The 21,362-nt window shown below is 60.9% G+C and carries 18 protein-coding genes; 4 read left to right on the top strand and 14 right to left on the bottom strand.

What is annotated here, in order from left to right; all coding sequences use genetic code 11:
• Positions 1 to 15: 15 nt before the first annotated feature.
• Both phoR and phoB read right to left on the bottom strand, forming a co-directional pair.
• Entirely contained in the window at positions 16 to 1,302 is a 1,287-nt protein-coding gene (gene phoR, locus MRY17_RS25645; RefSeq protein ID WP_199771673.1) for a phosphate regulon sensor histidine kinase PhoR, read from the bottom strand.
• Positions 1,303 to 1,396: 94 nt separating this feature from the next.
• A complete protein-coding gene (phoB, locus tag MRY17_RS25640; protein WP_003195617.1) occupies positions 1,397 to 2,086 on the bottom strand; it encodes a phosphate regulon transcriptional regulator PhoB in 690 nt (229 codons plus the stop codon).
• A gap of 156 nt (positions 2,087 to 2,242) precedes the next feature.
• Here phoB and MRY17_RS25635 point away from each other — a divergent pair, with 156 nt between their 5' ends.
• Positions 2,243 to 2,620 carry a COG4315 family predicted lipoprotein gene (locus MRY17_RS25635; protein WP_191956258.1) on the top strand — a complete coding sequence of 126 codons (378 nt, stop codon included), beginning with the start codon at positions 2,243 to 2,245 and terminating at the stop codon, positions 2,618 to 2,620.
• A 119-nt stretch (positions 2,621 to 2,739) separates the two neighbouring features.
• Here MRY17_RS25635 and ubiA read toward each other — a convergent pair whose 3' ends face one another.
• Together ubiA and MRY17_RS25625 are read right to left on the bottom strand one after the other, a co-directional pair.
• The gene (gene ubiA / locus MRY17_RS25630; RefSeq protein WP_243353050.1) at positions 2,740 to 3,630 is read right to left on the bottom strand and encodes a 4-hydroxybenzoate octaprenyltransferase; all 891 of its coding nucleotides are present in this window, start codon (positions 3,628 to 3,630) and stop codon (positions 2,740 to 2,742) included.
• Positions 3,630 to 4,193, bottom strand: a complete 564-nt coding sequence (locus MRY17_RS25625; protein WP_243353049.1) for a chorismate--pyruvate lyase family protein — start codon at positions 4,191 to 4,193, stop codon at positions 3,630 to 3,632. The genes ubiA and MRY17_RS25625 overlap by 1 nt, the downstream gene beginning before the upstream one ends.
• 196 nt (positions 4,194 to 4,389) lie before the next feature.
• Here MRY17_RS25625 and MRY17_RS25620 point away from each other — a divergent pair, with 196 nt between their 5' ends.
• The 3 genes from MRY17_RS25620 (at position 4,390) to MRY17_RS25610 (ending at position 6,208) form a co-directional block, all read left to right on the top strand.
• Positions 4,390 to 4,557, top strand: coding sequence for a rubredoxin (locus tag MRY17_RS25620; RefSeq protein ID WP_017476746.1), 168 nt, complete (start codon positions 4,390 to 4,392; stop codon positions 4,555 to 4,557).
• A 36-nt stretch (positions 4,558 to 4,593) separates the two neighbouring features.
• Positions 4,594 to 5,742 carry an NAD(P)/FAD-dependent oxidoreductase gene (locus MRY17_RS25615; RefSeq protein WP_181285715.1) on the top strand — a complete coding sequence of 383 codons (1,149 nt, stop codon included), beginning with the start codon at positions 4,594 to 4,596 and terminating at the stop codon, positions 5,740 to 5,742.
• A gap of 190 nt (positions 5,743 to 5,932) precedes the next feature.
• Positions 5,933 to 6,208, top strand: a complete 276-nt coding sequence (locus MRY17_RS25610) for an HU family DNA-binding protein (protein WP_003213368.1) — start codon at positions 5,933 to 5,935, stop codon at positions 6,206 to 6,208.
• A gap of 107 nt (positions 6,209 to 6,315) precedes the next feature.
• Here MRY17_RS25610 and MRY17_RS25605 read toward each other — a convergent pair whose 3' ends face one another.
• From MRY17_RS25605 to MRY17_RS25560, 10 genes are all read right to left on the bottom strand, one after another.
• Entirely contained in the window at positions 6,316 to 6,885 is a 570-nt protein-coding gene (locus tag MRY17_RS25605) for an imm11 family protein (RefSeq protein ID WP_243353048.1), read from the bottom strand.
• A gap of 156 nt (positions 6,886 to 7,041) precedes the next feature.
• Positions 7,042 to 7,689, bottom strand: coding sequence for a hypothetical protein (locus tag MRY17_RS25600; protein ID WP_241192227.1), 648 nt, complete (start codon positions 7,687 to 7,689; stop codon positions 7,042 to 7,044).
• 21 nt (positions 7,690 to 7,710) lie between these two features.
• Complete coding sequence (locus MRY17_RS25595; protein WP_243353047.1) at positions 7,711 to 12,102, bottom strand: RHS repeat-associated core domain-containing protein; 4,392 nt, start codon at positions 12,100 to 12,102, stop codon at positions 7,711 to 7,713.
• Between the two features lie 12 nt (positions 12,103 to 12,114).
• Positions 12,115 to 12,549, bottom strand: a complete 435-nt coding sequence (locus tag MRY17_RS25590) for a DcrB-related protein (protein WP_191956253.1) — start codon at positions 12,547 to 12,549, stop codon at positions 12,115 to 12,117.
• Between the two features lie 15 nt (positions 12,550 to 12,564).
• Complete coding sequence (locus MRY17_RS25585) at positions 12,565 to 14,505, bottom strand: type VI secretion system Vgr family protein (protein ID WP_057723286.1); 1,941 nt, start codon at positions 14,503 to 14,505, stop codon at positions 12,565 to 12,567.
• 152 nt (positions 14,506 to 14,657) lie between these two features.
• Entirely contained in the window at positions 14,658 to 17,312 is a 2,655-nt protein-coding gene (tssH, locus tag MRY17_RS25580; RefSeq protein WP_191952491.1) for a type VI secretion system ATPase TssH, read from the bottom strand.
• On the bottom strand, positions 17,305 to 18,348 hold the full coding sequence (tssG, locus tag MRY17_RS25575; RefSeq protein WP_191952492.1) for a type VI secretion system baseplate subunit TssG: 1,044 nt from the start codon (positions 18,346 to 18,348) through the stop codon (positions 17,305 to 17,307). The genes tssH and tssG overlap by 8 nt, the downstream gene beginning before the upstream one ends.
• Positions 18,312 to 20,171 (bottom strand): type VI secretion system baseplate subunit TssF, encoded by a 1,860-nt coding sequence (tssF, locus tag MRY17_RS25570; RefSeq protein WP_243353046.1) that lies wholly within the window; start codon positions 20,169 to 20,171, stop codon positions 18,312 to 18,314. The genes tssG and tssF overlap by 37 nt, the downstream gene beginning before the upstream one ends.
• On the bottom strand, positions 20,168 to 20,683 hold the full coding sequence (gene tssE / locus MRY17_RS25565; protein ID WP_065883847.1) for a type VI secretion system baseplate subunit TssE: 516 nt from the start codon (positions 20,681 to 20,683) through the stop codon (positions 20,168 to 20,170). The genes tssF and tssE overlap by 4 nt, the downstream gene beginning before the upstream one ends.
• A gap of 78 nt (positions 20,684 to 20,761) precedes the next feature.
• Positions 20,762 to 21,250 carry an Hcp family type VI secretion system effector gene (locus tag MRY17_RS25560; RefSeq protein ID WP_005792512.1) on the bottom strand — a complete coding sequence of 163 codons (489 nt, stop codon included), beginning with the start codon at positions 21,248 to 21,250 and terminating at the stop codon, positions 20,762 to 20,764.
• Between the last annotated feature and the right edge of the window lie 112 nt (positions 21,251 to 21,362).

Raw genomic sequence — 21,362 nt, 5'->3', positions numbered from 1 at the left:
AGTGCCATGGCTGAGTTATTCGTCATCCCCGACGAGCCGCGAACGGGTCGCCTGCGCTGGCGGAAAATGGCAGGTAAACGTACTGCCATGCCCCAGCACGCTGCTGATCTCCAGGCGTGCCCGATGGCGCAGCAGCACATGCTTGACGATCGCCAGGCCCAGCCCGGTCCCGCCGGTGTTGGAGTTGCGGCTGGAGTCGACGCGGTAGAAGCGTTCGGTCAGGCGCGGCAGGTGCTTGGCGTCGATACCGATGCCGGAATCCTGCACGCTCAGGTGCGCACCCTGTTCGTCGGCCCACCAGCGGATGCGGATATTGCCCTTGTCCTGGGTGTACTTCACCGCGTTGAACACCAGGTTGGAGAATGCGCTGCGCAGCTCGCCCTCGCTGCCCTTGAGCAGCACCGTCGGGTCGGCTTCCAGGGTGATCTGCTGGCCGCGTTCGCCGGAGAGCGCCTGGGCGTCGTTCTTGATGGTTTGCAGCAGGCTATGCACCGCCACCGGGTGGTTATCCGAGGGGTAATCGGTAGCCTCAAGCTTGGCCAGCAGCAGCAAGTCATTCAGCAGGGTCTGCATGCGTGAGCCTTGCTGCTGCATCTGCTGCAGGGCGCGGCTCCAGCGCGGGTTGATCTCCTCGACATTGTCCAGCAGCGTCTCCAGGTAGCCGCAGATCACCGTCAGCGGCGTGCGCAGCTCGTGGGAGACGTTGGCGACGAAGTCCTTGCGCATCTGTTCCAACTGATGGATGCGGGTCACGTCGCGCACCAGCATCAAGTGCTCATTGTTGCCGTAGCGCGTCAGGTACAGCTGGATGCGCACGCGGTCGTTGGTGGGCGAGGGAATTTCCAGGGCTTCTTCGTAGTTGTCCTGCTCGAAGTATTCCTTGAAGCGCGGGTGGCGTACCAGGTTGGTCACCGGCTGACCGCTGTCCTGGGGGGTCTTGAGGCCCAGCAGGGTTTCGGCGGCGCGGTTCCACCATTCCAGGTTGCCGTCGCTGTCGAGCATGATCACCGCGTCCTTGAGCGCGGCGGTGGATTCCTGTACCCGGTCGATCACCGCTTGCAGGCGTCCGCGTACCCGTTGGTCGCGGCGCTGCAGGTGGTAGATGCTGTCGAACACTTCGCCCCACAGGCCGTAGCCGTCGGGTGGTGCTTCGTCGGGTTTGTGCTGGCGCAGCCATTCATGCAAGCGCAGCAGTTGTTTGAGGGTCCAGCCCAGGTACAGCGCGATGCCGATGGCCAGGCTCCAGCCGTAATAACCACTGATCAGCCCGACCAGCAGGCAACCGGTGATCAACAGAAGCATGTGGCGGATCAGGGTGCCATGCCAGTTTTGGTTCACTTGAACATGCGTCCTTGTCAGCTGTTAAGTCAGGCGCTTGAGTCTGCAACCGGCTGGCTCAGCCCTTGGTGGAAAACCGGTAGCCCGTGCCGCGCACGGTTTGTACCAGATTCTCGTAGGCATCGCCCAGGGCTTTGCGCAGGCGGCGGATGTGCACGTCCACGGTGCGCTCCTCCACGTACACATTGCCGCCCCATACCTGGTCCAGCAACTGGCCACGGGTGTAGGCGCGTTCCTGGTGGGTCATGAAAAATTGCAGCAAACGGTATTCGGTCGGGCCCATTTCGGCCGGCTTGCCGTCGATGGTCACGCGGTGGCTGATCGGGTCCAGGATCAGGCCGTCGACTTCGATGGGGGCTTCGCCATCGGTCGGACCGGCCCGGCGCAGCACGGCCTTGAGGCGCGCTACCAGCTCTCGAGGGGAGAAAGGCTTGGTGATGTAGTCATCGGCGCCGACCTCCAGGCCCTGGATCTTGTTGTCCTCTTCGCCCTTGGCGGTGAGCATGATGATCGGGATATCCCCGGTCAGCTCGTCACGCTTGAGGCGCCGGGCCAGTTCGATACCGGAGGTGCCGGGCAGCATCCAGTCGAGCAGGATCAGATCCGGCTTGCGGTCGACGATAATGGCATGGGCCTGCTGGGAGTTCTCCGCCTCCAGGCAGTCGTAGCCGGCCATTTCCAACGCAACGGCGATCATCTCGCGAATGGGCGCTTCGTCGTCAACAATCAGAATGCTCCTGCCAACCATGCTCAAAAATCCTCTTTGTCATTTAACTGTCTTGCGCCGCATTAGATAACGGAATTATTGCAGTCGTGTGACAGTAATTTAGTCGCTAGAGCATTCTGCGCCTCTCTGGACTACGCTAGGGGTCCGAATCCTGACAACCGCAAAAGGAAGGTTCCGATGACTTACAGCACGATTTCCTGGAAAGCCCTGCTGGTAACCGCCGCGTTGACGCTGCCGGGCCTGGCTTTGGCCGCAGAACCTGCGATGAAGAAAGACGGGATGCTGGTTGATCACAAAGGCCTCACGCTCTACACCTTCGACAAGGACGCCGATGGCAAGTCCGTGTGCAAGGACCAGTGCGCGACCAATTGGCCGCCGCTGAAGGCCGAGTCTACGGATACCACGGCGGGCGACTGGACGGTGATTACTCGCGACGATCAGACCAGTCAATGGGCCTACAAAGGCAAGCCGGTGTACACCTACAAGGATGACGAGAAAGCCGGGGACAAGACCGGGGATGGCAAGGGTGGGGTTTGGCACATCATCAAGCCTTGACTGCGCGGCGCTGCTGAAATCATCGGGGGCAAGCCCCCTCCCACATTTGAAGGCGTTCACTCATCAACTGTGGGAGGGGGCTTGCCCCCGATGGCGCCGCAACAGCCACCGCAAACCTCTCAGCGAACCGCGTAATCCACCACAATCCCCACAAAAATCGCCAACCCCGCCCAGTGGTTGTGCAAAAACGCCTTGAAGCACTTCATGCGGTCCCTGTCCCGGGTGTACCAGAATTCCCAGGCAAAACAGCCCGCCGCCGCCAGCAACCCCAGGTGGAACCAGCCGCCGAGCTCGAACCGAGCGCCGGCGAGCAACAGGCACATCAGCGCCAGGCCCTGCAGGGTCAAGATGATCACACGGTCAGCATCACCGAACAGGATCGCGGTGGATTTCACACCAATCTTCAAGTCGTCGTCGCGGTCGGTCATCGCGTAATAGGTGTCATAACCCACCGTCCACAACAGGTTGGCGATGTACAGCAGCCACGCCTCGGCCGGCAGATGGCCGGTCTCTGCGGTGAACGCCATCGGCATGCCCCACGAAAAAGCCGCGCCCAGCACCACCTGCGGGTAATAGGTGTAGCGCTTCATGAACGGATAGCTTGCCGCCAGCGCCAGTCCGCCAAGGGACAGCAGGATGGTGCTGGCGTTGGTCAGCAGCACCAGCAGGAAGCTGATACCCATCAGCAGCGCAAAAAACACCAGCGCCTCTTTCGAACTGATCTTGCCGCTGACCAGCGGGCGTTGCTCGGTGCGTTTCACATGGCCGTCGACCTTGCGGTCGGCCCAGTCGTTGATCACGCAACCACCGGCACGGGTCAGCACTACACCCAGCACGAAAATCACGATATTGAGCAGCGACGGCGAGCCTTTGCCGGCGATCCACAGCGCCCACAGCGTCGGCCACAGCAGCAGGTAGATGCCGATGGGCTTGTCCATGCGCGTCAGTTGAATGAAATCCCAGGCCCTGGGGTTCAGGCGATTCAAGGATTTGAGCACACGTTGGTACATCAGCGGTTCTCCGGACGATCATGCAGCACCTGCCAGAAACTCGGCAGGAAGACTTCCGCCACCAGCACGCTCAGCGCACCGCGATCGAAGCGCGAACGCCGCGCCCACAGTCCGTCGGCCTGATCCGCAGCGGGCAGCCAGCTTGCCGGGTAATGGCACACCTCGATCGGCTGGCGGGTGAAGGCGTGGTCGCAGAACAACAACTCGCCCAGCGAGCGGCTGCCCAACTCATCCATATGCAAGCCGTCATCCTGCAATGCCCCGCGTGACGCGACACTGCGGGCAAACACCCAGGGTTGGCCATGCCCGCGCAAATACACCTCACGCACCCAGCCGACCGTGGCGTGGGGCAGCCCCAGCGCCGCACATTCATCGTCGCGCAACGGTTGCCAGCCTTCGAGCAGCGGCGTCACGCTGAAGCCGTTATCGGACAGCCCTGTCAGCCGCCGCGTCAGCGAGCCTTCATCGAACAGCCAATCGAGGGTCAAGGGCGCAGGCATCGGGCTCAGAAGGCTCTGGGGCAGCCATCGGCAAGCATAAGAAGGGGCAATTGAGTGCGGCACGGCAAGTCAATATTGGCGGCAAAAGAGGCGGCGAGCTTACCATGGCGTCCTGAACTTTTGCCGCGCTGAACCCGCCGTTTGCGCCGATCGTGCTTGCATCTGCCGGCTGCGATCAGTACAAAACGCCCTGAGCCGAGCGGCAGCGCTGGTCTATCGACCGTCGGCCAAGATGCCTGGACCCTGAGGAAGTAAGTAAATGAAGAAGTGGCAATGTATCGTCTGTGGCCTGATCTATGACGAAAAAGATGGCTGGCCGGATGACGGAATCGCTCCGGGCACCCTGTGGCAGGACGTCCCGGAAGACTGGCTGTGCCCGGACTGCGGCGTGGGAAAAATGGATTTCGAAATGATCGAAATCGGCTAATTTGAAGTTTACGAAACGTACTACAAGGAGAAAGGAATGAACTCACCTGTCGTGATCATCGGCACAGGATTGGCCGGTTACAACGTAGCCCGGGAGTTTCGCAAGCTCGACAGCGACACCCCCTTGCTGCTGATCACCGCGGATGACGGGCGTTCCTACTCCAAGCCCATGCTCTCCACCGGCTTTGGCAAGAACAAGGAAGCCGATGGCCTGAGCATGGCCGAACCTGGCGCCATGGCCGAGCAACTCAAGGCCGAGGTGCGCACCCACACCCGTATCAGCGGCATCGATCCGGGCCATAAGCGCTTATGGATCGGCGAAGAGTCGGTGACCTACCGCGACCTGATCCTGGCCTGGGGTGCCGAGACCGTGCGTGTTCCGGTCGAGGGTGACGCCGCCGAGCTGATTTTCCCGATCAACGATCTTGAAGACTACGCGCGCTTTCGCGCCGCCGCCGCCGGCAAACGCCGCGTCCTGTTGCTCGGCGCCGGCCTGATCGGCTGCGAATTTGCCAACGACCTGATCCTGGGCGGCTATGAAGTCGATCTGGTCGCGCCGTGCGAGCAGGTCATGCCGACCCTGCTGCACCCGGCGGCTGCGGCTGCGGTGCAGGCCGGGCTGGAAGGCATTGGCGCGCGTTTCCACCTGGGGCCGGTACTCAATCGTCTGCAACGCAACAGCGATGGTCTCGAAGCCCATCTGTCGGACGGCGAAGTGATCCAGTGCGACCTGGTGGTCTCCGCCATCGGTCTGCGCCCACGCATCGACCTGGCGGCGGCGGCCGGCCTGCAGATCAACCGCGGCATCGTGGTGGACCGCCACCTCAAGACCTCCCACGCCAATATCTACGCCCTGGGCGACTGCGCCGAGGTCGATGGCTTGAACCTGCTGTACGTCATGCCCCTGATGACCTGCGCCCGCGCCTTGGCCCAGACCCTGGCCGGCAACGCTACGGCCGTGAGCTACGGGCCGATGCCCATCACCGTGAAAACCCCGGTCTGCCCGCTGGTGGTCTCGCCGCCGCCACGGGGTAGCGAAGGCGTATGGAGTGTCGAAGGCGAGGGCGCCGACATCAAGGCCCTGTGCCGCGACGCCGGCGGTCGTCTGCTGGGCTACGCGCTGACCGGCAGCGCTGTGATGGAAAAACTGGCGTTGAATAAGGAACTTCCGCCGCTGCTGGCGTAAATGTCGGTCGTTCTGTCGGAATCAGCCTCTTCTTACCCGTAGAAAGGTCGCGGCGAGGCTGGCGGAGCGTGCGACGGCATGCCATCCTCACTCCCGTCTGCCGCAGAGTAGAGCCTGCGGCGCCTTGGCGCTGCTCCACCAGAGAGCAGCACGGACATAACAACAAAAAACCGTCAAAGAGGCTTCACATATGCGTAAACCAGAACTCGCCGCCGCCATCGCTGAAAAGGCCGATCTCACCAAGGAACAGGCCAACCGCGTCCTCAACGCCGTTCTCGAAGAAATCACCGGCGCCCTGCACCGCAAGGACAGCGTCACCCTGGTCGGCTTCGGCACTTTCCTGCAACGCCACCGCGGCGCCCGCACCGGCAAGAACCCGCAAACCGGTGAGCCGGTGAAGATCAAGGCCAGCAATACCGTTGCGTTCAAGCCGGGTAAATCGCTCAAAGACAGCGTCAACCCATAAGTTAAGCGGTACCGTCTCGAAGGGAGGCGGGGCGGTAAAGAAGATGGGCACGCCGACTGGGTTGGGTGCCCATTTTTTGTGAGTGGTGTAAGGGGCATCCCTGTGAGTCAGACTTGAATAGCTTGGGAGCAGTCTATGAACCGCAGTCCTTTGAGCCCCGAGGCCTCACAATGCTGTTTGAATTGAAGGGAGACGAAAATGCGCTGCGAGCTTTCCTTAGCTCTAACGATGTGATGACCCTTTAAAGCAGCAGGTTGTAGGCTTTGAAGGGTTGTGAATATCAGAGGTCCTTCGGGCATAAAACTGAACATGGGGCCATATTGAGAGTGCTCCAAGTCAATGCAAGGTAGCGTTTGGATCACATTGAATACATAGTAACCGTCTAGCTTATCTTCCTTAAGGTATACGTTTGCAGGGAAGAGCTGAACATCATCCGGGTATTCGCGTAGTACGGTAGCCATCGCATTACTGGCGAATTCAAGCGTATCACTTTGCAGAAGATCGAATGACAGCAAGCGAGCTTTGCTGATCTTTTTTTTATTTATAAAGGTCGGCGTAGTAACAACGGATGATTGTTTTTTACCGCCTATAAATAATAGATGGTCGGGCGAGATTTTCTGGTCGTATTTAAACCAGTAAACTTCTGAGTAACTTTCGCTGATGTCCAGTAGATACATATTATTTTCCGCAGCGATCTGCTTGAGAAAAGGGAGAAGGGGACGGATTTATTTTCGCAATTGCTTGGCTAGGCGATCTTTAAATAAATCTTTCCCTTTTTCTACTTTTCTACAAGATAGCCTTGAATTTTATTGGCTGAGTAAGGGATGTCGTTATCAAAGAGCAATTTCAAAAACCACTTTGCCGAGACGATTTTTGATTTTATAAGCAGAGTCATTGATTTCCGCGGTTTTGAATAAGTCGCTCCGGTCAATAAAGCCGGGCAGCTCATGCATCCAGCTTTTTTTATGTGCCGGGAAGAGCTCTTCACAATACCAGCCTTCACCGACTGCAGCATTGAGCACTCGATACACATTTATCTTGGATTTTTTATTTTTGCTGGTTTTTGAGAGCTTTTTGATTTGAGTTTCTAGTTCAAAATTTGTTTTTAATACGGCCTCAGCGGTTGAGTTGATAACATCAACAATGGCTTGATTGTCTTCTTTTTTCGTTGCAATAAGAATGAGTGATTGACGCAACGTTTCCAATAATTTTTCATCCTGGCTGCGGCGGTTCAGAGAGAGAAACTGTTTGAAGTCGAAATGTTCAACGAAGATATTAGTCACGCCTAAGACATTATCAAATACATCTTCGTCTCCGCGAGGTCCCAACGAAACAACTATTTTGCTACTACCGTTTAGCTCGACCTTGGGCAGCAACGTCATGAATATCTGGGTAACGTGATGGCTCAGTTGACGTACACGAACGCCATCTCTCAGAGCAGATGCGTCACTTTCTTGCAGAGTCAGCAGATTTAGATTCATTGCAGTATTCACTTCGAAAAACTAACGGTTATCAGGCGTACCGTACAATTTAAGGTAGCCATCTCTTGTGTCAACCTGTGGTAAGGGGTTTTTGTGAATCGGTGAAGGCATGTTGCCGTTGTTTCGCGCCGCGTGTTTGTCTGTGATTTTTTGCTCAGTAGCTTTGGCTTGAAGTCGCGTTTTGTTTTTTTCAACAATCACCGCCTTATAGCGCCCAGCTTGGGGTTTGTTCAGTGCATTGACCTGTTGGTTAGCACGGGGTGACGTCCCATTTTTATTTAACGCACGCCCGCTGATTCCTGGCTTCATCATTCGTCCTGTTTTCGTATCAACGATGACATAGACGTGATTAGGATTTTTGCTCGCATGGCTGTTGCCATGGACTTTGCCGCTGCCTGCACACGTAAGACCTAAAGGATCTATCCAGCCAAAAGGGTTGTCGGCATAGAGGTAGGTATTTATTCCCCCCGCCAACCCAATCGGATCCGGCGTCGTAAACCGCCCCACATCCGGATCATAAAACCTGAACGTGTTGAAATGCAGCCCCGTCTCCCGATCCAGATACTGCCCCTGAAACCGCAGGTTCTGCTCTTCAATGTAATAAGGCTCCCGCACCTCTTCCAGCGTGTTGCCCCACACCCGATAAGTCGCCTGCCAGACGCTGTGCCCATCGGCCTCGGTCAGTTGTTCCGGCAACCCGTTCAGATCGTTGTGGTAGTAGCGAATCTTCTGTAGCGGGCCAAGGCCGTCGACGCGGGCCAGCGGTTCGTAGCCGTCATCATCGTAAACATAGAGGCTGGTCTGGCTGTATTTATGCTCCTGCAATAACCGCAGTCCATCCCACACAAACTGCGTTTCTCCCAGCGGATACCCGTCATTGCCATGCTCGGTTTTTTCGATGCGTCGGCCCAGCGGGTCGTAGGTCATTCGCACAACGGTGCCGTCATCGTTACGCACTTCAACCAAACGGCTTTCAGCATCGTAGGTAAACCGCTGCACGCCCCGTTTCGCGCTGCGTTTTTCGATCATCCGCCCAAACGCGTCATAGCGATAACGCTTGTCCTGATACGTCAGCAGCTTGTTATGCACCACCAACCCGGCACCCGCCTGCGGGCCGTCGAGAAGATTGGCGGCGGCGTCGTAGGCGAAGGTTTCGCGCTGGCCGTGCAGGCTGTCCTGGCTGGCGATGATGCGGCCGGTGGCGTCGTAGTGCAGCAATTGGCGGTGTTGCGCAGCGGGTTGCTGGTCGAGTTTGCCGATCAGGTTGTCGGCCGGGTCGTACTCGAATTGTTTTTGCACGGCTGCTGGTAGCAGCGACGGTTGGCCTGCCAGTCGACGTTGGCGTGCGCGCAGGCGGCCACTGCGGTCGTATTCGCTGCGCGTGCTGAGTTGGCCCTGGGTACGCAGGACTTCGCGATGCAGACGGTCGCGCTCGAAGTCGCTGATCACCTGGCCGTCGAGGTTGATCTGGTGCAGGTGGCCGCTGCCGTAGTACAGGCGGTTGAGCCAACGGCCGTCGGGTAGTTGGGTCTGGATCAGGTTGCCGAGTTCGTCGTAGTGGTGGTGCAGAGTGCCGGCTGCACTCTGTTCGCCAAGCAATTGCCCGAGAGCGTCGTAGGCGAAGCCCAGGGCCTGGGTATTGCCTTGCAGATCGGTGAAAGTCACCGCCGTGAGCTGGTCCACGGCGTCGTAGCTGTACTCGGTGCGGCCATCGTCGGTGGTTTTGGCAACCAGCCGACCGACCGCATCGCGCTCCAGCCGATGAACGATGGGCGCGGGTGGTGGCTCGGGGACCACCGCCAGGCCGTTGCCATAAGGCGCCGCAATGGCGGTTACCGTAGTGATGTTGTCCAGCAGGTCGTAGTCGTAACGCTTGGAGCTGCCGTCCAGGTCCTGCTGCTCGGCCAGGCGGTCGGCGGCGTCCCAGGCAAACCGATAGCGTTCACCGTTCTCGTTGATCAGCGCTTGCAGGCGCCCGTAGTTGTCGTAGCCGAACTTCACCTGCCGGCCATGGGCGTCGGTGCGCTGGCTGACTTGGCCGCGGCGGTTGTGCTGGTAGAGCGTGGTGTGCCCGGCCGGGTCGGTATACCCCAGCAGTTGACCGCTGATGTCGCGCTGGTACTGCTCGATACGGCCATCCGGCAATTGAGTGCTTAGCAAGCGCCCCTGAGCGTCGTAGCTGAATTGCGTGCGCTCACCCAGTGCATCGGTGATGACTTGCAGATAACCGCGCTCGTCGTAGCTGAAGCGCGTCGGGTAACCCGAACAATCTATGTGCTCGACCAATTGCCCGAGCGGGTTCCAGCGCAGTTTCTTGCTTTTGCCGGTGGCGTCGATGGTTTCCACGACCTGGCCATGGGCGTCATAGCGGTACCGGGTGACGTAGCCCAGCGGATCTGTTTCGGCGATGCAGTTGCCGCGCTGATCGTAGCGATACTGCCAGCTGTTATCGGCGGCGTCGGTCTCTACCAACGGCAGTGCCCAATGCTCCAGCCACAAGGTCGAATCGCTGCGGCCCAGTGGGTCGGTTTCGCCGATCAGGTTGCCGGACTCGTCGTAGCTGTATTCGTAGCGCCCACCCTGCGGGTCGGTGGCGCTGAGCAATTGGCGCTCATCGTTCCATTCGAACAGCCAGGTCTGGCCGAGGTTGTCGCTGTAGCGAATAATCTGGTGCTGCGTGTTCCAGTGCCGGGTGCTGACGCGCTGCAATCCGTCGGTGATGCGGGTAAGGCCGGCGTTCAAGTCATAGTCGAATTGATACGCGTCGCCTTCATCCGTCCAGTGCCGCACCACGCGCCATTCCAGGCCTTCAACCAAAGCCCACTCATAGAAACAGCGCAACCCGGTCGACAACTGATGCTCCACCATGCGCCGGTCGCTGTCGTAGGCGAAGCGCCGCCGCACCTGCCCGGTGGCATCACGCACCTCGGCCAGATTGCCGGCGGTGTCGTAGCCGTACCCAACAAGCGCCTCACGGCGTTGATCGGGATACACCCGTTCGATGCGACTGACCTGTTCGCCGTCGCGAATCAGCTCAACCTGCACCAGGTCGAAGGTATCGCGCAGCCGTACCAGGCGTCCGGCCTCGTCATAATCAATATGGATGCGGTTGTCGTTGCGGTCTCCCAACTGAGCCAGGCGCAGTCGTGACGGGTGCGTCGAAAGTTCAAAAAGACGGTACAGGCCATCATCGCTCTCAATCAGCAACTGCCCATTGAGGTGCCGCCGCACAGCGAGCCCTTCACCGGCGCTGAACACCGCGCCGCCCAAGGGAATCGAGCCCATGTCGATAGGGCGCCCTTGCTCGTCGGTGTAGACCAGCGTCTCGCCGCCGTCGGGATGAGGCCGGACTTCGACGCAGACCTCATACGGCACGCTCCAGCCCGCACCAAACAGACTGCCGGTGCGTTCGTCGCGGCTGTTGTAGAAACGTTGCCAGTCAATCGGCAAGATGCCGGGCAGCACGAAGTCCAGCTCATCGACATCGCCCAATACCTTCGCGCCCGTTGCCGCATGCACCGGATTCGACGAGCCCATCGCCGCATTCGCTAGGGCCCCCATCGCGCTGCTGACCGCCATCGAGGTCGCACCGCCGATCAGCATGCACGGCAACTTGCTGAAGAACTTGCCCTTGCCACCCTTGAGCATCAACAACGCGGTGACCGCCAGCCCCACGCCCGGCGTCTTGCCACTGCGAATCTCGCGCACCACCACGGAGCCACCGCCGATGGTCACGTTGGAGGAAATCAACCCGGACGACACCACCGTCGCATCGCAGGTACTGCGATCACCGCTGCGCACCGCCGGCTGGCCGTTGATCGTGACCTTGTCCGAACCTTCGGCCAGGAATTGCGGCGGCATCGGCGGGTGTTTCATGCACACGACCAGGTCCAGCGGCTTGGGCACGGCACCTGGCGCAGGCGTGGCGACGGTCGGACGCCACATCTGCGAGAAGAAGCTCTCGGCCATGTCCAGGTAGCTGGCCTCAGGCGCAGGCGCCGGCTCTTCCAGTTCGGTACCCGCTGGCGCAACGTGAGAGCTGATTGCCCCGGCAGCGCGGGCGGCGGGGATGTTATTGGTGAGCGTGTTGGTGGAACCGGTGAGAATATTGGCCTGTACCGTGGGCGGAAACAGCGCATTGCTGAAGCTGTCGCATAAATTCGTCAGGCCTTTGTCTGCGCCCGTCTTGCTCATGGCCAGACCGACAATCGTGCCCACCACTGCGCCCAACAGGAAGCAGCCCAGCCCACCGGTGGCGACGGTAATGCCGGTGGCCGCGACCACTGCGGCAGTTGCTACAGCAGTAATCGCGATATTCGCCGCCACCTCCAGCACACCGCCGAGGATGTCGGCCATCATCGAAGTGTGGGAAAGCGCATCGCCCATCCGGGCCGCCCATAACGCGTCAGACATGCAGGCCGCTCATCAAGAAACAGCGTCGAACGACAGTGAGTTTTTTATCAAGGCCCAATGCGCCGCCTCGGCGTCACCCAGCGCATCCGCCTTCACGTAGCTGAGGGCAAGCATCTTGCGCGTGCCTGGAATCACCAGTGCCAGTTGATACTGGAACACCTTGTCATTGCCCTTGTTGAACTGGCTGCGCAACTCGATGCCTTCGACTTCCTGCGCCGCGCCCAAACGCACATCCGCGCCGGGTTGATAACGCAAATCCTGCACCTGTTTTTCCAGGCGCTGGAGTTGGTCATTGAAGTTGCTGTGCAGGGTTTCACCCTCAGCGAGCAAGCTGCGGCTGACGATCAGGGAGGTGCCCAGTTCCGGGAACTTGAGAATGTTGATCGTCGCGTCCTGCAATTGGCCGGCAGGCAGTTGAAACTGGAATTCATTGATTCGATACGTCATGGCAAACAGTTCTCGTCAGGAGCTTTTAGGCGTGGGGAACGCGGCTTTGATATTGGCGTCAATGCTGGCTTTCACGCCCTGGCCATCCGGGGTGGCGCCCGCGCCGCCACCATTGTTCAAGTGCAGCAGGCCGCCGGTATTGAACTCGGCATCGCCGCTGGCGTAGAAGCTGATTTGCACGCCGGTGAGGTTGATCTGCCCGCTGGCATTCAACTCCAGAATGCTTTCGCCACAGACCAGGCGCAGGTTTTCGCCCACTTCAATGACGTAGCTCTGGCTGATGCTGTCGGTCTTGCGCTGGCCCACCGAGAGAATGTCTTCCTGCTTGACGATGCGCAGGCGGTTGTTGCCGATGGTTACTGTCTCGTTGTGGCCAATGCTTTTGTTACGGTCATGCCCGACAGAGTGGCTCTCATCGACCTCCACTACGATGTCCTGATTGCGCTCGGCATGGATATACAACTGCTCCAGCCCCTTCTTGTCCTCCATGCGGATTTCATTGAAGTTGGCCGGCGTGCCGCCTTTGCTGGATCGACTCTTCATGCCGCTTTGGGTCGCGTTTTCCGGCAGGTCGTAAGGCACGGTCTGCTCGGCGTTGTACACCCGCCCGGTGATGATCGGTCGGTCGGGGTCGCCTTCGAGGAAGCTGACGATCACTTCCTGGCCGATCCGGGGAATCTGCATTGAGCCCCAGTTCTTGCCGGCCCAGGACTGCGACACGCGAATCCAGCAAGAGCTGTTTTCGTTGGACTGGTCGTGACGGTCCCAGTAGAAATGCACCTTCACGCGGCCGTATTGGTCGGTCCAGATTTCCTCGCCCTTGGGGCCGACCACCAGCGCGGTTTGCGGGCCTTTGACCACGGGCCGATGGGTGGTGGGCAGGGTGCGGTAGCTCTGTTGCGCGGGGATGCAGGTCAGGCTGCTTTCGAACTGCGCCGAGCCAGAACCGCCGCCGCTCTCCAGGCTTTCCTGGACGATGTAGTAGCGACAGCCGACGATCAGGTATTCGCGGTTCTGGTCCTGGCGGCTGAAGCCGGTGAGGCTGAACAAGTGGCCCGAACCCAGGCCTCGGGCATTGCCGGCGAACTCGATCTGTTCATGCAGGGTTTGCAGGGCTTCGATGCGGGTGCGCGCATAGTGTTCGCCGTCGGCGCTTTGCACGTAGGTGCCGGGATAGTCGTACAGCGGATAGTCGCCGGCGGTGTGCGGACGCGGCATGGCCGAGCGCACGTCGATGCTCGCGCTGGGGCGCTGGAAGTCGTAGTCGTTGAGCTCCAGCGAGCCGGGCTGCACCTCCTGCGCCAGGTGCCAGTTGTGCATGTGGTCGCGTTCGCGCTGCTGCTCGTCCTTGGGGTAATACGGGATCGAGGCGTAGCCGGGCACCGTCGAGTGGGCGCCATAGGCGTCGGCCAGCACCAATACATGCCGGTCCTGTTCGTGACGGAAGAAGTAGTAGATGCCTTCCTGTTCCATCAAGCGGCTGACGAAATCGAAGCTGGTCTCGCGGTACTGCACGCAGTATTCCCACTCGCGGTAAGGCCGGCTCAGGGCGTCTTCGAAGTCGGAAAAGCCCAGGTCGCGAAACACCTGCTTGATGATCTGCGGGATGCTCAGGTTCTGGAAAATCCGGCAATCGGAGGTGCGGCTGAGCAGCCACAGCCATGGGCGCAGGGTCACTTGGTAGCTGGCGAACTGGCCCTGGTCGATGTTCTGGCTGCAGCGCGCGACGAGGCCGTGAAAATGCCGTTCGCCACCGTCGGCCAGTTGCAGGCCCACGCTCATCGGCTTGCCCAGCAACTGGTTGAGGTCGATGTTGGCGTCCAGCGACGTCAGCTGCAGCTCGTAGTTGAACAGCCGTCCCAACTCTTCGCCGCCGCCCATTTCATTGAGCAGCAGCACATCCGGCCCTAGGGGGCTGGTGATCCGGGCCAGGCGTGAGGCTTGGTTGAATAGCATCAGGCGTCTCTTAATGACTAAATAACTGAAGAAACCGGTTCAAAGTGTGGGAGGGGGCTTGCCCCCGATAGCTGTGTGTCAGTTGATGCATTCTGTGACTGATTCACCGCCATCGGGGGCAAGCCCCCTCCCACAGTTTTAACCGCATTCCGTCAGCCAAACTGGTAGTGCAGCTCATTATCCCGGCTGCTGATCCGCACCCCCGCCAGCGCTTTGCCTTCGAGCATGCGCGTGAGGAATTCACGGCTCATGTCCGGCAGCAGGCTGTTGGTGAGGATGGTGTCGATCATGCGCCCGCCGCTTTCGGTTTCGGTGCAGCGCGAGACGATCAGGTCGACCACCGCGTCGTCATAGTCGAAGGCGACCTTATGGGTGTTTTCCACGCGCTTCTTGATGCGGTTCAGTTGCAGGCGAGTGATCGCCTTGAGCATCTCGTCGCTCAGCGGGTAGTACGGAATGGTTACCAGGCGGCCAAGCAGTGCCGGCGGGAAGATCTCAAGCAGCGGCTGGCGCAGGGCCTTGGCGATTTCTTCCGGCTCAGGGATGTTCGCCGGGTCTTTGCAGACCTGGGAAATCAGCTCGGTACCGGCATTGGTCGTGAGCAGGATCAGGGTGTTCTTGAAGTCGATCACCCGGCCTTCGCCGTCTTCCATCACGCCCTTGTCGAACACCTGGAAGAAGATTTCATGCACGTCCGGGTGGGCTTTTTCCACTTCGTCCAGCAGCACCACGCTGTAAGGCTTGCGCCGCACCGCTTCGGTCAGCACGCCACCTTCGCCGTAGCCGATATAGCCCGGTGGTGCGCCCTTGAGGGTCGACACCGTGTGGGCTTCCTGGAACTCGCTCATGTTGATGGTGATCACGTTCTGCTCGCCGCCATACATGGCTTCGGCCAGGGCCAGGGCGGTTTCGGTCTTGCCCACGCCCGAGGTGCCGGCTAGCATGAACACGCCAATCGGCTTGCTCGGGTTGTCGAGGCCGGCGCGAGAGGTCTGGATGCGCTTGGCGATCATCTGCAGGGCGTGGTCCTGGCCGATGATGCGTTTCTTCAAATGCTGGTCGAGGTTGAGCACCGTCTCCAGTTCGTTGCGCGCCATGCGGCCGACCGGGATGCCGGTCCAGTCGGCGACCACCGAGGCCACAGCCTGGTAATCCACGGTCGGCAGGATCAGCGGGGTTTCGCCTTGCAGCGCAGTGAGGCGTTGTTGCAGGTCGATCAGTTGCGTGCGCAATTCGTCGCTGCCGCTGTCCACCACACCGGCTTTTTCGCGCAAGGTCGCACGGGTGGCGAGCAGCTCATCCACCAAGGCTTTTTCTTCAGCCCAACGGCTTTCCAAGGTGGCCAGACGCTCACGTTCGGCACTCAGCAAGGCTTCGCTGTTGGTCTGGCGCGCACCGATGGCAATGCCGATCGCATGCTCGCGGGCGATAATTTGCAGCTCGGTTTCCAGCGCTTCGATACGACGGCGGCTGTCGTCCACTTCGGCCGGCACCGCGTGCAGGCTGATGGCGACGCGGGCGCAGGCGGTGTCCAGCAGGCTCACGGATTTGTCCGGCAACTGGCGCGCCGGAATATAGCGGTGCGACAGCTTGACCGAGGCTTCCAGGGCTTCATCGAGGATCTGCACCTGGTGGTGTTTCTCCATGGTCGAGGCCACGCCGCGCATCATCAGCAGCGCCTTGTCTTCCGACGGCTCGGCGACCTGCACCACCTGAAAGCGGCGGGTCAGGGCCGGGTCTTTTTCGATGTGCTTCTTGTACTCGGCCCAGGTCGTGGCGGCCACGGTACGCAAGGTGCCACGGGCCAGCGCAGGCTTGAGCAGGTTGGCCGCGTCGCCCGTGCCGGCGGCGCCACCGGCACCGACCAGGGTGTGGGCTTCGTCGATAAACAGGATGATCGGCTTGGGCGAGGCCTGCACGTCTTCGATGACCTGGCGCAGACGCTGTTCGAACTCGCCTTTCATGCTGGCGCCGGCTTGCAGCAGGCCCACGTCGAGGCTGCGCAGTTCCACGTCCTTGAGCGCAGGCGGCACATCGCCGGCGACGATGCGCAGGGCGAAACCTTCGACCACGGCGGTCTTGCCCACCCCGGCTTCACCGGTGAGGATCGGGTTGTTCTGGCGGCGCCGCATGAGGATGTCCACCAGCTGGCGGATCTCTTCATCACGGCCGACGATCGGGTCGAGCTTGCCGCTGCGGGCTTGCTCGGTGAGGTCGACGGTAAAGCGCTTGAGCGCCTCCTGCTTGCCCATCGCGCTGGGGGCCATGGCGCCGCTGGCTTCACCCGGCACCGCCCCGGCATTGAAACCATCGCTGGCGCTCAATGCATTTTCCGGCGAGTCGCCGACGTACTCGTCAAAACGCTCGCTCAAGGCTTCGGGTTTGATCTTGTCAAACTCGGCAGACAGGCCCAGCAGCGCATGGCGCAGGCTCGGCGTTTTCAGAATGCCCAGCACCAGGTAACCGGTGCGCACCTGGCTCTCACCGAACATCAGGCTGCCGTACACCCAACCGCGCTCCACCGCTTCTTCCACATGGGACGACAGGTCGGTGATCGAGGTCGAGCCGCGCGGCAGGCGGTCCAGGGCTTCGGTCAAGTCGCGGGCCAGGCGTGCCGGCTCCAGGTTGAACTGACGGATGATGCGGTGCAGGTCCGAGTCCTGCAGTTGCAGCAACTGATGAAACCAGTGGGCCAGTTCCACATACGGGTTGCCCCGCAGTTTGCAGAACACGGTGGCGGCTTCGATGGCCTTGTAGGCCACGCTGTTGAGTTTGCCGAACAGTGCGGCGCGACTGATTTCACCCATGCTCTGGATTCCTTGAAGTGGTGGCGTGATCGGCGTAATGCCGCGCCAGGATTAGGTCGTTGGCGTCATGCGCAGGTTGGCCGAGCCAGGTATTGAAACCCAGGCGAAACTGGCCGTTGAGCTGCAGCGCCGGGACTTCAGGTTGTTGCAGGACCAGATTCAAGTCCCAGTCCAGTTCATGGCCCAGGTACTCGGCCACCCAGGCCACCAGCTCGTTGAACGGCTGATGGCCTGGCAGCATGCCCATGTAATCGGCGAACTTGAGCGGCCCGAGGCGAATACGGAATTTGTGCTGGCGGTCCCACACATGGCTGCCCAGGCAGAAGTCCACGCCCAGCCGGTTGGCGCTCACGCCGACGCGGCTGCGTTCGGGCAGTTCCAGCCATTGGCCGACGTATTCTTCGATCGCCACCGGCACGCCGAAGTACTCGCTGAGGATGGCCTTCAAGCCATCCGGGTAGCGGGTTTGCGCCGACAAGTGGCCGCTGTAATGCAGCTTCGCCGTGTCGGGGATCAAGCCCTGGTTGAGCAAACTGGGCATGCCGCGGCCACTCAGGGCGGCGAGGCGCGCGGACCAATAGTCGTCGTCCGGTCGGTCATGGCTGACCGTCGGCCGCGCTTCGGCCCAGGCCCGGTAGAACAAGGTCAGCAGGCGATGGTGGAACACATCCAGGAACTGCTTGCTGGTGCTGTCGGCATTGTTGCGCTGGCGCTCGCGCACGTACTCGGTGATATGCAGCGGCAGCGGGCCGTTGGGGCCGCCGAGGCCGAAGAAGAATTGCTCCAGCCGCGCCGGTTTGCCGTCGCCGCCCGGGTCGACCGACGCCAGGGTGGCCGGAGCGAAGGTGCAATCGGCCTGCTGCCCCAGGCGCAGCGGGTCATCGGCCAGGCGCAGGGAATGGCCCAGGCGCGGCAGGTCCGGCGATTCGCATTCGATACGCCGCAGCGCCTGGAAGAAGTCATATTCCCAGGGTTCCTGGTGCATCGCGTCCAGGGTACTCACAGGGTCGGACGCCGTCCGGGCTTGGCTTTCCATCGCATGATCTCGCCGCGTTCGGTGGTACGGATCACCGTTTCGGTAAAACTGTTGATCGACACGTAGCGTGCCAGGAAGCGTTCCAGTACGGCACCGAGCAGGAACACCCCGGTGCCGCGAAACGCGTTTTCATCGAATTCCAGGGTGATTTCCAGGCCCCGGCCGAACACAATCGGGCCGGGCATCGGCAGGCGTCGGGTCACGGCTTTGCTGCTGACTTCGCGCAGGCCTTCGATCTGCAATTGCAGGGCGGCGTCGTTGCTGTCGCCGTACAGGCGCAGCAGTTCGCGCAGGGCCCCGGCACCCTGGCCCTGTTCGCTCAAGGACAGATAATTGAGCGACAACTGGCTGATCAGGCGCCAGGCCTTGGCATCATGGGCATGGCTGGCGCGCGGGCGGCTTGGGCCTGCCACACAGCGCACGGCCAATACCGGGGCGCTGTCGGCCAGGGTGAAGTCGGTCTTGCCATTGCCTACGGTCATGAACAATGGCAAGTCGCGGTTGGTGCACAGCGCGGTCACGCCGAGCTGGCGCAGGTCATGCCGATACGGCGCCTGACGGCTGTCCACCAGGCTGACGAAGGTTTCGCTGCCCACATAAGTGGAACGCGGGCCGTTGCGTCGCTGGTCACTGGACAGCACGCGGGGTTCGCGGCGTACCGTGTAGTAGGCCTGGTCACGCCCATAACGGGAGGGATCGCGCACGGCATAAAACGGCAAAAACGGCTGCTCCGGCCCGGTGCCGTGGCCGGTGATGCCGCTCAGGGAGTGAATCTCGAAATCCATCGGCCGTGTGCGGTCGGCGATCACATGGTGTTCGTTGACCCGATCCGACAAGTGAATACGGTCCACGCGCTTGGGGAACAGGTTGATCGCCGGCGTGCAGAACGGCAGGAATTGCGCCGCGCCGACGCTGCCTTCAAGGCTGGGTTCGTGACGGTCGAACAGCACGATCAGCTCCAGCTCCTGGCCGTCGCAACGTTTGACCGCACGGCTCAGCTCGGCGAATTCGACAAACAGGAAACGGTGGGGCAGGGCGAAGTATTCCTGCAACAACCGATAGCCCTGGAACGCCCGCGCCACCACCGGCATGGCCGCGTCGGCATCGTCGAAACCGCGTGAGCGCAACGCATCCTGAGGCAGGCGCTCAACCCAGTCGCCCCCGGGCTTGCGCGCGAACACCGCGCAGGCGTTGCCCAGCAGTTGTTCGTAGAGGCGAAACGGCTGCTCATCGGCGCCGCTGAGGTACAACGGCAGGTTATCCAGATCGAGGCTGTTGAACGGCAATTCGGCGCCGGTGCGCAGGGTCAGGCGCAGACCGGCCTTGGCTTTCGGTTCGCTGGCGGCCAGGCGGCCGAGCACGGCGGCCGGGTTGCCGAAGTATTCGGCGTTGCTCACCTGCAGCGGCCACAGCGTCACCGGGTGCGCGGTACGGTACTCGCAGCAGGTCTGGGTTTCGCGGCCCAATGCGGCACGCAATACCGTGTCGCGGGGCAGGGGGAAACCGCTGGCGAGGGAGCCTTCGTCGGGGTCGGTCTGCAGTTGCACCACGGTCATTGACGGCGTCGGCGCCAGATAGTGCGGGTAGGCGATTTCCAGCAGGTTGTGGGTGAAGGTCGGGTACTCGGCGTCGAGTTTGAGCTGCACGCGGGCGGTGAGGTAGGCAAAGCCTTCGAGCAAGCGTTCGACGTACGGGTCGGCGCAGTCCATACCGGACAGGGTCAGCCGACTGGCGATCTTCGGGTATTCCTTGGCGAACTCGGCGGCGCTTTCGCGCACGTGGTGCAGTTCCTGGTTGTACAGCTCCAGCAGGCGCGGGTTCATGGGCGTCTCCGCTGGTCGGCATTGACCACGCGCACATGCCCGGATTCCAGGTCCAGGTCGGTTTGCAGCAACAGCCGCAAAGGCACCGGCTGCGCCCACAGGTCGCCTTCAATCTCGAAGCTCAGCGCGTTGTGATTCATCTCGCCAGGGCCGACACGGGCCTTGACCCGCAGGGTATGGCGCAGGATGCGCGGTTCGAACGTGGCGATAGCCTGGTAGATCAGGGCTTCAAGCGCCTTGATATCCACGCTGGAAACGCTGTTGCCCGCCAGCGCCGGCAGGCCGTAATTGACCACCGACGTACCGGCCGGGGTGTGCAGCGTGGCATCGGCATCGAGCAACGACGTGGTGTTGAGCAGCCACGCCAGGTCGCGCAGTACCGAGGCTTTCAATTGGGTCAGGGACAGCACGCGTTTGTCGGCGCTTTCCTTGGGATTGGTTGGGTCGTCGTCGGTCAGCCGGTCCAGCAGGGACGGTTGCAGACGGTCGCGGGAAGCGATTTCAGTTACCACCAAAGCAGCTCCACGGACGGGTTGCGAGAAGGACAAAATGTCTGCAGCCGTGGCGCAAAGCCACGGCTGCAGGGGCTATCAGCGCTTGGTGTTGGAACGGATGTTCCAGCCAAACTTGATCGCGCCGCCGTCTTTGGTGCCGTCGGCTTTCTGCGGCTGGTAGTCGACCATCACCTGGGCGAAGTTCAGGGTGACGTTTTCGGTCAGGCGGTCATCGGTGCCCGAACCGCCGGTGCTCAGCGAGGTGACCAGCACTTCTTCCAGGTTGATCACCATGTACTCGACCTGGCTTTCGCCACCGGCCTTGCGCACGGTCAGCTTGACCTTGTCGATGTGCTTGCCGCTGGCGCAGTGCATCATCAGGTTTGGCGACGCCTTGTCGACGTATTTGGTCAGCGACAGGTCCTGAATGTTCACCTTGCCCGCGCCGCCGCCACCGCCCACATGCATATTGCCGGACTGGGCCATGCCCCAGCTCCAGTTCAGCACGTCGATTTCGTCCTTGTGGGCCTTGTCCATGGACTCGCCCTTGATGTCGCCGATCTTGATGAAAATATCAACAGCCATGATTTCTCCCTGTGTGGCCGGGGCCACTGAATTTGGTTATGCCCAAAAGGGCCAATGCTTTTGTGTGGGAGGGGGCTTGCCCCCGATGCAGGCAACTCGGTCTATCAGGCAG

Source organism: Pseudomonas orientalis (assembly GCF_022807995.1).
GTDB classification, from domain to species: domain Bacteria; phylum Pseudomonadota; class Gammaproteobacteria; order Pseudomonadales; family Pseudomonadaceae; genus Aquipseudomonas; species Aquipseudomonas orientalis_B.
The sequence above is the reverse complement of the archived record's forward strand: the minus strand, read 5'-3'. Positions and strand labels throughout refer to the sequence as shown.